Annotated in this window: 12 protein-coding genes; 11 read left to right on the plus strand and 1 reads right to left on the minus strand. The window is 35.9% G+C overall.

Features of this window, described 5'->3' with window-relative positions; genetic code table 11:
* Positions 1-16 precede the first annotated feature (16 nt).
* Positions 17-1,777, plus strand: coding sequence for a pyruvate kinase (gene pyk / locus BME96_RS07685; RefSeq protein ID WP_019378605.1), 1,761 nt, complete (start codon positions 17-19; stop codon positions 1,775-1,777).
* Positions 1,778-1,848: 71 nt separating this feature from the next.
* On the plus strand, positions 1,849-2,238 hold the full coding sequence (locus BME96_RS07690; protein WP_060679178.1) for an FxsA family protein: 390 nt from the start codon (positions 1,849-1,851) through the stop codon (positions 2,236-2,238).
* A gap of 2 nt (positions 2,239-2,240) precedes the next feature.
* On the opposite strand, the gene ytvI is transcribed toward BME96_RS07690, so the two are convergent.
* Positions 2,241-3,350, minus strand: a complete 1,110-nt coding sequence (gene ytvI / locus BME96_RS07695; RefSeq protein ID WP_071648803.1) for a sporulation integral membrane protein YtvI — start codon at positions 3,348-3,350, stop codon at positions 2,241-2,243.
* Between the two features lie 286 nt (positions 3,351-3,636).
* Between ytvI and citZ the strand changes: the two genes are divergently transcribed.
* The 9 genes from citZ to coaE all read left to right on the plus strand — a co-directional run bounded on the left by citZ (position 3,637) and on the right by coaE (position 14,549).
* Positions 3,637-4,752, plus strand: coding sequence for a citrate synthase (gene citZ, locus BME96_RS07700; protein ID WP_019378608.1), 1,116 nt, complete (start codon positions 3,637-3,639; stop codon positions 4,750-4,752).
* Positions 4,753-4,916: 164 nt separating this feature from the next.
* A complete protein-coding gene (gene icd / locus BME96_RS07705; protein WP_071648804.1) occupies positions 4,917-6,188 on the plus strand; it encodes an NADP-dependent isocitrate dehydrogenase in 1,272 nt (423 codons plus the stop codon).
* 30 nt (positions 6,189-6,218) lie between these two features.
* On the plus strand, positions 6,219-7,157 hold the full coding sequence (mdh, locus tag BME96_RS07710; protein WP_019378610.1) for a malate dehydrogenase: 939 nt from the start codon (positions 6,219-6,221) through the stop codon (positions 7,155-7,157).
* A gap of 249 nt (positions 7,158-7,406) precedes the next feature.
* Complete coding sequence (locus tag BME96_RS07715) at positions 7,407-7,883, plus strand: MaoC/PaaZ C-terminal domain-containing protein (RefSeq protein ID WP_019378611.1); 477 nt, start codon at positions 7,407-7,409, stop codon at positions 7,881-7,883.
* A 257-nt stretch (positions 7,884-8,140) separates the two neighbouring features.
* The gene (locus BME96_RS07720) at positions 8,141-8,836 is read left to right on the plus strand and encodes a response regulator transcription factor (RefSeq protein WP_019378612.1); all 696 of its coding nucleotides are present in this window, start codon (positions 8,141-8,143) and stop codon (positions 8,834-8,836) included.
* On the plus strand, positions 8,833-10,209 hold the full coding sequence (gene pnpS / locus BME96_RS07725) for a two-component system histidine kinase PnpS (protein ID WP_019378613.1): 1,377 nt from the start codon (positions 8,833-8,835) through the stop codon (positions 10,207-10,209). The genes BME96_RS07720 and pnpS overlap by 4 nt, the downstream gene beginning before the upstream one ends.
* Before the next feature lie 244 nt (positions 10,210-10,453).
* Positions 10,454-13,093 carry a DNA polymerase I gene (gene polA / locus BME96_RS07730; RefSeq protein ID WP_071648805.1) on the plus strand — a complete coding sequence of 880 codons (2,640 nt, stop codon included), beginning with the start codon at positions 10,454-10,456 and terminating at the stop codon, positions 13,091-13,093.
* A gap of 14 nt (positions 13,094-13,107) precedes the next feature.
* Entirely contained in the window at positions 13,108-13,935 is an 828-nt protein-coding gene (mutM, locus tag BME96_RS07735; RefSeq protein WP_071648806.1) for a DNA-formamidopyrimidine glycosylase, read from the plus strand.
* Positions 13,936-13,949: 14 nt separating this feature from the next.
* Complete coding sequence (gene coaE / locus BME96_RS07740) at positions 13,950-14,549, plus strand: dephospho-CoA kinase (protein ID WP_071648807.1); 600 nt, start codon at positions 13,950-13,952, stop codon at positions 14,547-14,549.
* The last annotated feature ends 131 nt before the right edge of the window (positions 14,550-14,680 follow it).

Consider the following 14,680-nt stretch of genomic DNA (forward strand, 5'->3'; position numbering starts at 1 on the left):
GGAAAGGATGTTTATCATGAGAAATACCAAAATAGTATGTACGATTGGTCCAGCCTCCGAAACAATAGAAAAATTGGAAAAGTTAATTGAGGCAGGGATGAATGTTGCCCGACTTAACTTCTCTCATGGAGATTTTGAGGAGCATGGAGCAAGAATCCAAAATATAAGACAAGCTGCTGAAAATACCGGGAAAACTGTAGCAATTCTTTTGGATACAAAGGGACCTGAAATAAGAACAGGTAATTTTAAAAATGGTCAGGCGGATATTGAGAAAAACAGTACTGTTTACGTATCCATGAAAGAAACAGAGGGTACTGCAGAGCGTTTTTCAGTAACATATGAAGGACTAATAAACGATGTACATGTTGGTTCAAAAATACTTTTGGATGATGGATTAATTGAACTAGAGGTAAAAGATATTGATCAGGAAAACCAAGAGTTACAAACAGTAGCTTTAAATAGCGGTTTAATTAAAAATAAAAAAGGTGTTAATGTACCAAACGTGTCGGTGAATTTACCTGGGATTACAGAGAAAGATTCAAAAGATATTGAGTTTGGAATTGAGCAAGGCATTGACTTTATTGCAGCTTCATTTGTAAGACGCCCATCTGATATTCTTGAAATACAGGAGTTACTCGAAAAGCATGAAGCTACTCATATTAATATTATACCTAAGATAGAGAACCAAGAGGGTGTAGATAATATAGATAGTATCCTGGAGGTAAGTGATGGATTGATGGTTGCACGCGGCGACTTAGGTGTGGAAATTCCTGCTGAAGATGTACCATTGGTCCAAAAAAGATTAATTAAAAAATGCAATACTGCAGGTAAGCCGGTTATTACTGCTACCCAAATGCTTGACTCCATGCAAAGGAATCCTCGTCCTACCAGAGCAGAGGCTTCCGATGTAGCCAACGCTATTTTTGATGGCACAGATGCCATTATGCTTTCAGGGGAAACAGCAGCAGGAGAATATCCTGTAGAGTCTGTGCAAACAATGCATAATATTGCAGTAAAGGCAGAAACAGGGCTTGATCACAATTCAATCTTAAAAGATCGGTCGAAACATGTAGACATGACTATTACTGATGCGATTAGTCAGTCAGTAACGCATTCCGCAATGAATTTGGCAGTGAGTGCTATAATTACTCCAACGGAAAGTGGACATACTGCTCGCATGATTTCAAAATACAGACCACAAGCGCCAATTATTGCTGTCACGTTTTCTGATATCGTTAACCGTAGACTTTCTTTAGTATGGGGTGTCCATGCTGTAATGGGAGGCAAAGCTCATTCTACTGATGAAATGCTTGATATAGCAATTGACCGTGGATTAAGTACTGGATTGGTAGAACACGGGAGCCGAGTAATCATTACAGCTGGTGTACCTGTAGGAGAAAGTGGTACAACTAATCTTATGAAAGTTCATGTAATCGGAGATATCATCGCAAAAGGTCAAGGTATTGGCCGACGTACTGCTTATGGAAAAGCAGTGATTGCTAAAAACAGTAAAGAAGCCATCGAGAAGTTGAGCGAAGGAGATATTCTTGTCACATATGGGACAGACCGTGACATGATGCCAGCTATTGAAAAAGCAGGAGGTATTATTACAGAAGAAGGTGGTCTAACCTCCCACGCTGCAGTGGTAGGTTTAAGTTTGGGTATCCCAGTCATAGTTGGTGTCAAGGAAGTATTTGATACAATTAAGGATGGCCAAGATATAACGGTTGATGGGACAAAAGGAGATATCTACAAAGGCCATACAAAAGTCTTGTAAGGTTTTATAAGAAAAAGAAGGGGCTTCCCTTCTTTTTCTTTACATTATTGAGAGAAAGAAGAGGTGAGATTATGCGTTGGTTAATGCTAACCTTATTAGTTTTGTCTGCCCTGGAAATTGGTGTGTTTATTTGGATCGGCGGATTGATTGGTCCGTGGTGGGTTGTCCTTTTAATAATATTAACTGGCATTATCGGTATTACGCTTGCAAAACAGCAAGGAATTGAAACATGGAATCGTGCCCAGCTCTCTATAAGTAATGGACAAATGCCTACTGCTTATATCATGGATGGAATTTGTATCTTTACTGGAGCAGTATTCTTATTCACACCAGGCTTTATCACAGATGCCGTTGGCTTTTTACTTGTGCTTCCATATACACGCGGAATGTTCAGAGACAGTATTCAGAAATTACTTAAACGATTAGTTGAAAATAAGACAATTATTTATAAGAAGTGGTAGTACTAGCCGCTTCTTATAAATAACCACACCTTTTTCAATATGTCTGCCTGATAGATGACATTTAAAATTATTAAAAAAACCGGTGTTAGAAGAAACCCCATAATTCCCCATAATTGAACCCCTGCAAATAAGGTTATTAAAGCTACTAACGGATGTATGCCGATACTCGATGATAAGACTTTTGGTTCGATAACTTGCCTTACAATAATCACTATCATATATAGAATAACTAAACGAATAGTAAGTGTATATTCGGCTGTAATATATAAAAATAAAATCCATGGAATGAAAATAATCCCTGTTCCAATATAGGGCAGTAAATCTACAACGATTGCGAATAAGGAAATAGTAAAAGCATGCTTTATATTTAAAATTGTTAAACCAACAAAAATAATTATTGCGGAAATAATCACAAGTATTATTTGGGCTTTGATAAAACCAAGGGTAGTTTTTTTAAATTGGGTAATAAGTTCTCGAATGATCGAATGTAACTGCACTGGCATTGCTTTACTTACCATATTCTTAAGGTTGTTTAAATCATTAGTAATAATAAATGTTGCTAATAATAGAAAAATAATAATAGTTATGGAGCCAGGGAGCATTGTCAGATAGGACGGAATTCTAAGTAACAGATCTTGTAAAATGGCAGAACCGGATTCAGCAATACTACTTGTTGCTTGCTTCAAGTATTCCTCAATAGCGGATTGATACCCATTTTCCAAACTATTAAAAATAGATAATAGTTTTTCATAAAAAGGGAGAATTTTTAATTGAATAAATTCATTTAATTGCTGTATTGCTTGTCGAAAATATGTAGGTACATGTTCCGCTAGGTACACTGTCCCCTGAATAACTTCTGTAATAAGGAGAAAGATGCCTCCAATCATAATTAAAAATATTAATATAATAGCACTAAACGTAGCTGCAATTCTTGGAAATTTAAGTTTTTTTTCCATAAAACTCACTAAAGGGTGAATAATAATAGCCAGAATGGTGGCTATTATTATTGGAAGTAGAATAGAGCCTGTATAGCGTATAAGGATATATAGAATGAGTATTGAGAAAACGACAATAAGAAATCTTGCAATCTGTGGAAAGAGTTGCTTGTACATAAAAATAACCCCATTTTATAGAAGATTTTTTCTATATATATGAGACACAAAAGAGGGTTAGGACATTATTTATTAATATTTAACTGTGACTTACTGAAGAAAATATCTATTTTTTTAGCAAATAAGGTAGGTTGAATAAATTAATTGATGAATTTAATCGGTTTCAATTCACATTGTTCTCATTATACTTTATAATGTTCATGGGGGATGACAATGTACTATTTTAATATATTGTCTTGAATAGATAGTATCCTATGAACAATTTATGAAAAGGAGAGGGTTTGTTATGACAACAACAAAAGGGCTTGAAGGGGTTGTAGCAACTCAGTCATCAATCAGCTCAATTATTGATGATCAACTGACTTATGTTGGTTATAAGATCGATGATCTAGCCGAAAACTCTAGTTTTGAGGAAGTAGTTTATTTATTATGGAATCAAAAGCTACCAAATAAGTCGGAATTAGATGAATTGAAAGCAGATTTGGCAGCTGAAATGAGCTTACCTGAAGCTGTTATTAATCATCTTCGGTCATATGATCTTTCCACGGTTCACCCGATGGCAGCATTACGTACTGCGATATCACTGCTCGGATTATACGATGAAGAAGCAGACGTTATGGAAGAGGATGCTAATAAGCGAAAAGCTGTAAGAATCCAAGCGAAAATTGCAACGATTGTGACAGCATTTGCTCGTATCAGACAGGGTAAAGATCCTGTTCAACCAAAAAAGGAATATTCCTATGCAGAAAACTTCTTATATATGCTAAATGGCAAAGCGCCGGAAGATATAGAAGTTGAAGCGATTAACAAAGCTTTAGTCCTTCACGCAGATCATGAATTAAATGCATCCACATTTACTGCAAGAGTATGTGTTGCTACTTTATCTGATATTTATTCAGGAGTCACAGCAGCAATTGGTGCATTGAAGGGGCCTCTTCATGGTGGAGCGAATGAGCGAGTAATGAAAATGCTTACTGAAATAGGGGAAGAAGAGAATGCAATCCCTTATATTAAAGAGAGATTAAATAACAAAGAAAAAATTATGGGTATGGGACACCGTGTGTATAGAAGTGGTGATCCTCGCGCGAAGTTTTTAAAAGAAATGTCTCGACAATTAACTGAACTAACAGGACAATCAAAATGGTATAATATGTCTGTTAAAATTGAAGAGTATATTAAAGAAAATAAAGGACTTCCGGCGAATGTAGATTTCTATTCTGCATCGGTTTACCATAGCTTAGGTATAGATCATGATCTATTTACACCTATTTTTGCAGTTAGTCGTGTTTCTGGTTGGATCGCACATATCTTGGAACAATACGATAACAATCGGTTAATTCGACCTCGCGCAGAGTATGTAGGTCCAGAATCACCGGAATATGTTTCCATTGAACAGCGCTAAATAGCAGTCAAGTTAAGCCGGTGATCCCGGCTTTTAGGATGCTCTTTTGTAGAAATAATATAAACATCATGCAGTTTATTCCTGCATGAAGACTTTACATTCTCTATTTGTTATAATGGCAAATGTAAAATAATTAGCCAGATAAATTTACAGGAGGTTTTATTATGAGTCAGGGAGAAAAAATCATTGTAGAAAACGGTAAGATGAATGTACCTAATAATCCTATTATTCCATTTATCGAAGGGGACGGCACAGGCCCGGATATTTGGGCAGCAGCTAAGAAAGTAATTGAAGCCTCTGTTGAGAAAGCATACAATGGCGAGAAACAAATTGATTGGATGGAAGTGTACGCAGGGCAAAAAGCGTATGATAAAACTGGCGAATGGCTTCCGAAAGATACGCTTGATAAAATAAATGAATATAAAATTGCAATTAAAGGTCCTCTTACAACACCAATTGGTGGCGGTATTCGTTCTTTAAACGTTGCTTTACGTCAAGAACTTGATTTATTTACTTGTCTTCGCCCAGTACGTTACTTTGAAGGTGTTCCTTCTCCAGTAAAGCGTCCTGAAGAAGTAGATATGGTTATCTTCCGTGAAAATACAGAAGATATTTATGCAGGTATTGAGTGGCAAAAAGGTTCTGATGAAGTTAAAAAAGTAATTGATTTCCTTAAAAATGAAATGAATGTAAATAATATTCGTTTCCCTGAAACATCCGGCATCGGAGTTAAGCCTGTTTCTGAAGAAGGCACAAAACGTCTAGTACGTTCAGCAATTGAATATGCGCTAAATGAAGGCCGTAAAAGTGTTACTTTAGTACATAAAGGTAACATCATGAAATTTACAGAAGGTGCTTTTAAAGCATGGGGATATGAAGTGGCTGAACAAGAATTCGGTGACAAAGTATTCACATGGGCTGAATATGACCGTATCGTAGAAAAAGATGGCAAAGATGCTGCAAATAAAGCTCAAGATGAGGCAGTAGCTGCGGGTAAGATTGTTGTTAAGGATGCAATTGCAGATATTTTCTTACAACAAATCTTAACACGTCCAAAAGAGTTTGACGTAGTAGCTACAATGAACTTAAATGGTGACTATATTTCTGATGCGCTTGCTGCACAGGTCGGTGGAATTGGAATTGCGCCAGGAGCCAATATTAACTATGCTACTGGACATGCTATTTTCGAAGCAACTCACGGAACTGCACCTAAATATGCAGGCATGGATAAAGTAAATCCATCATCTGTAATACTTTCAGCTGTATTGATGCTTGAACATTTAGAGTGGAGAGAGGCAGCAGATCTCATTACAAAAGCAATGGATAAGACAATTGCATCTAAAGTAGTAACATATGATTTTGCCCGTTTAATGGATGGAGCTAAAGAAGTAAAATGCTCTGAGTTTGGTGATGAGCTAATTAAGAATATGGACTAAATATATTCCCAGATTAGGAGGATTTCCAAAATGGCTATTAAAAGAAACAAAATTTCAGTGATCGGTTCCGGATTTACTGGTGCGACAACAGCATTAATGCTTGCACAGAAGGAATTGGGTGATGTGGTTCTTGTAGATATTCCAAATATGGAAGATCCAACGAAGGGAAAAGCGCTTGATATGCTAGAAGCTAGTCCTGTGCAAGGTTTTGATGCAAACATAATTGGTACATCCAATTATGAAGAAACAAAGGATTCTGATCTGGTTATTATTACAGCAGGAATTGCACGTAAACCAGGTATGAGTCGTGATGACTTGGTGAATACGAATGCTAAAATAATGAAGACAGTTGCACAGGAAGTGAAAAAATATTCACCAGATACGTACGTAATCGTATTATCTAATCCTGTAGATGCTATGACTTATACGTTCTTCAAGGAATCTGGTTTTCCTAAAGAACGTGTCATTGGGCAATCTGGTGTGCTGGATACTGCTCGTTTCCGTACGTTTGTTGCACAGGAATTAAATTTATCTGTAAAAGATATTACGGGTTTTGTTTTAGGTGGCCACGGTGATGATATGGTACCGTTAATACGGTATTCCTATGCTGGAGGTATACCTTTAGAAAAATTAATTTCTAAAGATCGTTTAGATGCTATTGTTGATCGCACGCGCAAGGGTGGCGGAGAAATCGTAGGGTTGCTTGGAAACGGAAGTGCTTATTATGCTCCAGCCGCTTCTCTTACAGTTATGGCTGAAGCTATTCTTAAAGATCAACGCCGCGTATTACCATCAATTGCTTATCTTGAAGGTGAGTATGGTTATACTAATATTTATCTTGGTGTACCAACTGTATTAGGCGGAAAAGGCATTGAAGAAATTATTGAGTTAGACCTGACAGATGAAGAAAGAGCTGCTTTAGATAAATCAGCAGAGTCTGTAAAAAATGTTCTAAACGTTTTAAAATAACTTAGATGAAAAAGTCCTGTACTCCATAATGGTGTACAGGCTTTTTTTAAGATAGGAAAAGTTCTTATGCATATATCGGAACTTTCAGATATAGTACTGATCTAGAATTTACGGTCCAAAGTTTTTTAAAATGAAAATGCAATATGGCAATGCAAAAAGAACAGAAACTTTTTTGAAAACATATTTATTAGGCAAAAAGCAAAGATTTTGATATAATAGAAAACGCTTACATTAATGGAGGTGGGGAATATGTTAGGTAAAAAAAGAATGCTGGGAAAAGAGATAAAAGATTTGAAAGTCGGAGATAGCTATACAGCAGTTAAGATGATTAATGATAGAGATTTACTCCTCTATTTGGGATTAACTGATGATGCCAACCCGCTATACATACAACACGATTATGCGTCACAAACACCGTATGAAAAGCCAATTGTCCCATCTGTAATGCTTTTTGGAATGATCTCCTCTTTGATTTCCATGCATTTGCCTGGTCCTGGCAGTCATATCACACAACATGAAATGACATTTCCTAAAATTGTTCACCATAATACAGAAATAAAATTGCACGTTGAAATAATAGCAATTGATCAGGGAAACCATCAGATAGCCATGTCTGTAAATGGTTTTGACAATACAGGGGATACTGTAATTCAAGGAAAAGTACAGGTTTGTCCTTCCTACAAACCTAACTCACTAATAGCCAATTCTTTAGAAAATTTCTTTTAACAGGTTACTTTACTGTTGCTACTTAATTATGTTTAGAAATTTCAATGATACCAGAGTGAAGACTAAATTCATCCCAAACGAGGATTAAGTGGTATATGGGCGTTCATATTTTAGAAACTGAATAAGGCAAAAAGATGTAGCCTCTCTATGTAAAAAAAAATTTACAAATGGCTATTATGTTCACATTCCTCATTATTCATTGTAAGATAGAGTCAACGAAAGAAATTCCGTTGTTTTGGAGAAATGGAGGATGTGAAATGCAGCCGCAGGTTCTGATCGTTGATGATGAGAAGTCAATTGTTACTTTATTAAAGTTTAATATGGAGAAAGCCGGGTTTCTAACAGATGTAGCTTATAACGGTAATGAAGCAGTTAGCAAGGCAACTGAAACTGAATATGACCTCATAATACTAGACTTAATGCTTCCCGGCATGGATGGTATGGAGGTTTGTAAATATTTGCGGGCAAATAAAATTGATACTCCTATACTGATGTTAACAGCGAAAGATGACGAGTTCGATAAAGTATTAGGACTGGAACTTGGGGCCGATGATTATTTAACAAAACCTTTTAGCCCTAAAGAAGTTATTGCTCGTGTTAAAGCTATCTTAAGAAGAGTAAATAAAGATGATAAAGTAGTATTTCAAGCGATTCGTATAGGAGATTTAATTGTTTATCCAGAACGCTATGAGGCAGAAATGTACAATAAAATAATCACATTTACTAGAAAAGAATTTGAATTACTGCATTACCTTGCTAAACATAAAGGAAAAGTTATCTCCCGTGATCAATTGCTAAGCGGAGTATGGGACTATGACTTCGTTGGCGATACCCGAATTGTTGATGTGCATGTCTCCCATCTGAGAGAAAAAATCGAGCCAGACACAAAAAAACCTACTTATATAAAAACAATCCGAGGACTCGGCTATAAATTGGAGGTACCAACATCATGAGAGCTTTGTTTTCAAAACCGCTTATCTCCTATGTGATTGGAATACTGTTAGTGATAACGACTACCGGTTTTGTTCTATCACAGGTTATCGAAAACTTCTTTATACTAATAGCGGTTTTATTGATCGAATTTATTATATTTCTGTTATTTTTGCTACATTTCTATGATAAATATATGAAGCCCATTAAGAAGGCAACAAAAACAGTTGATGAGATTGTAAAGGGTAATTACAGAGCGAGATTCCATCATCCGGTAAATGATACAATCGGTCAGCTAAGTAAAAGGATTAATGCTTTGGCCAGAAACCTAAGTGAACTGTCCATACAGGAGCAAATGCAATCAGAACAATTATCTACCGTCATTGATAATACCGAAAGTGGATTGATATTAATCGATTCAAAAGGCTATATCCATCTGGTGAACCGAAAGATCATAGATATGTTTGGAGGTACACCAAAAGATTACCGTGGATATTTATACTACGATGTTCTGGAAAATGAAGTTATCCATGAAGCGGTACAAAAAGCTTTTTTATATGAAAAAAACATAAAGTATGCCTTCACCAATTATAAGAATAAAGATAAGTTTTATTTAGAAATTGTTGGTGCACCTATTTTTAATGAACGCAATATGCTTAAAGGTGCAGTTCTGGTTATCTATGATATTACAGAGATGAAAAAGCTTGAACTCATGCGCAAGGATTTTGTGGCTAATGTCTCTCATGAGTTAAAAACACCTATTACTTCTATTAAAGGGTTTGCTGAAACTTTAATGGAAACCCCGTTGACAGATGGAGATACGCATAATGAATTTCTGTCTATTATTTATAATGAAAGTCATCGCTTGCAGTTGCTAATAGAAGATTTATTAATCTTATCAAAACTTGAAAAAGAAGATTTTAAATTAGATCTTGAAGAAATAGATGCTGAACAACTTATGGAAGATATCTCGCCATTAATTAAACATCAAGCTCAAGAAAAAGGAATTCATTTAGCTTTAAACATTCAAGAAGTAAATACTTTTGAGGCTGACAAGGAAAGAGTAAAGCAAGTAATTATTAATCTCTTGGATAATGCTTTTAACTATACACCTAAGGGTGGCAATGTAAGTCTTTCCATTGGTTCAAAAGAAGAACAATTTTACATCCAAGTTAAAGATACAGGTATAGGAATTGAACAAGAAGCTCTCCCGAGAATATTTGAGAGATTTTATCGGGTGGACAAAGCGAGAAGCAGGAATACTGGTGGCACTGGATTGGGGTTAGCCATAGTAAAACATATCGTGGAAGTGCATCATGGAGATATAAAAATAGAAAGTGAACAGGATACTGGAACAACAATAACAGTATTTCTACCACAAGATAATCCTTTGTAAAAAACATCCTCCTTGGAGGATGTTTTTTAGTTCAAGCATTATGGTAATTTCCGAAATAGTAAACTCAAAAACAATTTTGCAGAACTGTATAAGGCTTATTCTGAAAAAACACTATTAAGAAGGACCACTTTTGTATTTATTTACCGCGCTTTTTAGGCTATTAGTGGAATGCGTTATTATTTTTTCTTTTATCCCTCCATAATGATAAAATAAAGACAAAGATTATTGATGGAGGGAAACGCTTATGGCGAATAAACTAGTTCTTATTGATGGCAATAGTATTATCTATCGCTCCTTTTTTGCATTGCCATTATTAAATAACGATAAAGGTGTTTATACAAACGCAGTTTATGGTTTTACTACAATGCTACTTCGAATTTTAGAGGAAGAAAAGCCCACACATATGCTCGTCGCTTTTGATGCTGGAAAGACAACCTTCCGTCATGCAACCTACAAAGAGTATAAAGGTGGTAGACAAAAGACTCCACCAGAATTGTCAGAGCAATTTCCTTTGTTAAAAGAAGTCCTGGATGCTTTTCAAATTTCCCATTATGAATTGCCGAACTATGAAGCTGATGACATTATTGGCACACTATCACAAGAAGCTAAAAAGGAAAATTGGAATGTTACCGTAATCTCGGGTGATAAAGATTTGTTACAACTAGTTTCTGATAAGGTAACCGTCAACCTTACGAAAAAAGGTATTAGTGATGTGGAAAGCTATACACCTGCTTTCTTAAAAGAAAAAATGGAGATTACTCAGGAGCAAATTATAGATTTAAAGGCATTGATGGGGGATAGCTCGGATAATATTCCCGGTGTGCCGGGAGTGGGACAAAAGACGGCAACAAAATTACTTAAGCAGTTTGAAACCTTGGAAAAGGTCTATGATCATGTTGATGAGATAAGTGGTAAGAAACTGAAAGAAAAATTGGTTAACCATAAAGAAGATGCATTTATGAGTAAAGAACTCGTTACTATTAATTGCAGTTCACCGATAGATATTTCACTTGAAAATATCGATTATGAAGGATATGAGGCAAGTAAGGTTAGTGAAATTTTTAAAGACCTTGGATTCAATTCACTCTTAGATAAGGTAGGAGGCTTAGACGATGAGGAAGAAAAGGAAAAAGAGGTTCTTAAAGATATTGACTACCAAATTATAGATGATCTTACTCCGGAAATGATAACAGGAGAAGAAGCATTGGTTGTTGAGATGCTTGGTGATAACTATCATCAGGCAGATATTGAAGGAATTGGAATTACGAATGAACAAGGTTCATACTTTCTGTCTGTAGAGTCAATGCTTACGTCTTCTTTCTTTAAAGAGTGGGCAGAAAATCACCAGCAAGAAAAATATGTCTTCGATGCGAAACAAACATTGGTGTCATTATTAAGACATAACATCCATATCAAGGGAATTAAGTTTGATATGCTTTTAACTTCCTATTTATTAAACCCGTCGGAAAATAATCATGAAATACCGGCAATTGCCCATCGGATGGGTAAAAAAGATGTATTCTTTGACGAAGAGATTTATGGAAAGGGTGCGAAAAGGAAAGTACCTGAGCAGGCAATCTTAGCTGAGCATATTGTTAGAAAAACAAATGCCTTATTTGCATTAAAAGAAAAGATGGACGATCAACTGAAAGACAATCAGCAATATGAATTATGTAAGGAACTTGAAATGCCCCTCGCTTTGATTCTTGGCGAAATGGAACACAGAGGCGTCCATGTGGATATAGAAAAATTAGAAGAAATGGGAACAAATTTAAAACAACGTTTAACTGATCTAGAGAAAGAGGTCTATGAATTGGCCGGTGAAACCTTTAATTTAAATTCCCCTAAGCAGCTGGGACCAATTTTATTTGAAAAACTTCAGCTACCTGTGATCAAAAAGACAAAGACAGGTTATTCAACAGCTGCAGATGTATTGGAGCAATTGGAAGAAGAGCATGAAATTATTCCAAAGCTTTTGTTATATAGACAACTAGGCAAGCTTCAATCCACGTATATTGAAGGATTAATGAAAGTTACGGACAAACAAACACACAAGATTCATACGAGGTTTAATCAAGCATTAACACAGACAGGCAGATTGAGTTCGATTGAGCCTAATCTGCAAAATATTCCGATACGCCTGGAAGAAGGCAGGAAAATTAGACAAGCGTTTGTACCAGCCAAGGAAAACTGGATTATGTTTGCTGCCGATTACTCACAAATTGAACTTCGCGTACTAGCCCATATTGCTAAGGATGAAAAATTGATTGACGCCTTTAATAATAACTTGGATATTCATACACAGACAGCGATGGACGTATTTCATGTAAAAAAAGAAGAAGTAACCTCAAACATGCGGCGGCACGCGAAAGCAGTCAATTTTGGAATTGTATACGGTATTAGTGATTATGGACTTTCTCAGAGTTTGGGGATCACCCGTAAAGAGGCAAAGCAATTTATTGAACGGTATTTTGAAAGTTATCCTGGTGTGAAGCAATATATGGATGAGATTATTTCAGAAGCTAAGCAAAAAGGATTTGTAACAACATTAATGAATCGAAGAAGATATCTACCTGAAATTACGAGTAGAAACTTTAATTTAAGAAGCTTCGCAGAACGTACTGCAATGAACACCCCGATACAGGGTAGTGCTGCGGATATCATAAAAAAAGCAATGATAGATTTAGATGGAAAATTGAAGGAATCTGATTTGGAAGCTAGAATGCTACTTCAAGTTCATGATGAGTTAATTATAGAAGCACCAAAAGAAGAATTAGAACAATTAAAAGAAATAGTACCTGCTATTATGGAAAATACTGTAGATTTAGTTGTACCATTAAAAGTAGATTATGCCTACGGTAATAGCTGGTTCGATGCTAAGTAAGGAGAAAAGTTAAGATGCCTGAGTTGCCAGAAGTTGAAACAATTAGAAAAACACTAAAAAACTTAGTACTAAATAAAAAGATTGAGAAAGTAAAGGTATATTGGCCCAAAATTATTAAGCAGCCAGATGATGTAGAGGAGTTTAAGCATATTCTCTCTGGTCAGACCATTCGTGATATAAAAAGAAAAGGGAAGTTTCTATTATTTCAATTGGATGATTACTATTTAGTTTCCCATTTAAGAATGGAAGGAAAATATAGTGTAAACAAACCGATTGAGCCAGTAAAAAAGCACACACATATCGTCTTTTATTTTGAGGATGGTGACGAGCTGAGATATAATGATGTGCGTAAATTCGGCACAATGCATGTGTATCCTATTGGAGAAGAATTAAATGAGAAACCGCTAAACCAATTGGGCCCTGACCCATTTGAAGATGCTTTTACGTTTGACTACTTTTATTCCAAGCTGAAAAAGACTGATCGAACGATAAAAGCAGCATTGCTGGATCAGTCAATACTCGCTGGTTTGGGTAATATTTATGTGGATGAAACATTATTTAAAGCAGGTATTCATCCTTTAAAGCGTTCAAGTAAATTAACTAAGAAAGAAATAAAGGCGATACAGGAAGCTGCAATTTATACGCTCGCAGGAGCTGTTAAACTAGGTGGTACAACAATTCGTTCCTATGTAAATGGGCAGGGGCAGATGGGGATGTTTCAACAAGAGCTCTTTGTATACGGGCAGGAAAATAAACCATGTAAAACATGTGGCAAGCCAATTGTGAAAATGAAAGTAGGCGGCAGAGGCACACACATTTGCCCTACATGTCAAAAAAATTAGGAGGTGGGATGGAGATGGCACTTACGATAGGTTTAACAGGTAGTATCGCAAGTGGAAAGAGTACTGTTTCTCTTATGTTCGATGATTATAATATTCCTGTAGTTGATGCGGACAAGCTATCTAGAGAAGTCGTTAAGCCTGGTGAAAAAGCTTACGAGCAAATCATTGATACGTTTGGAAAAGACATTCTAAGAGAGGATAAATCTCTAGATAGAAAAAAATTAGGTGCTCTCATTTTTGCTGATGAAAATAAAAGGAATAAGTTGAATAGTATTGTCCATCCAGCTGTTCGAGAGAAAATGGTTCAGAGAAGAGATGGCTTTTTACAAGCTGGTTCTAAATGTGTAGTTTTAGACATCCCACTTTTATTTGAGAGTAAATTAACTCATTTTGTTGATAAAACAGTTGTTGTATATGTAGACGAAGAGCTACAGCTTAAGCGATTAATGGAAAGAGATAACTATTCTGCAGAAGAAGCCTTACAGCGTATTCGGTCGCAAATGCCTGTTAAAGAAAAAGCAGCATTAGCAGATGCTGTTATAGATAATAACGGGTCGAAATTTGAAACATACGAACAATTGGAGAAACTTTTAAAAAGCTGGGAAGTCATTTAAAAAGTCGGGATTTCCCGGCTTTTTTTTGTGGTCGAAAGAAAATAGAGTTTAAAGTAATTCGTAAAATAGATAAACTGCGACGTAACTTGGTAGTAGTTTATCTCATTTTAAGGAGATGAATGGACCCATTG

It is taken from the genome of Virgibacillus halodenitrificans (genome assembly GCF_001878675.1).
GTDB classification, from domain to species: domain Bacteria; phylum Bacillota; class Bacilli; order Bacillales; family Amphibacillaceae; genus Virgibacillus_Q; species Virgibacillus_Q halodenitrificans.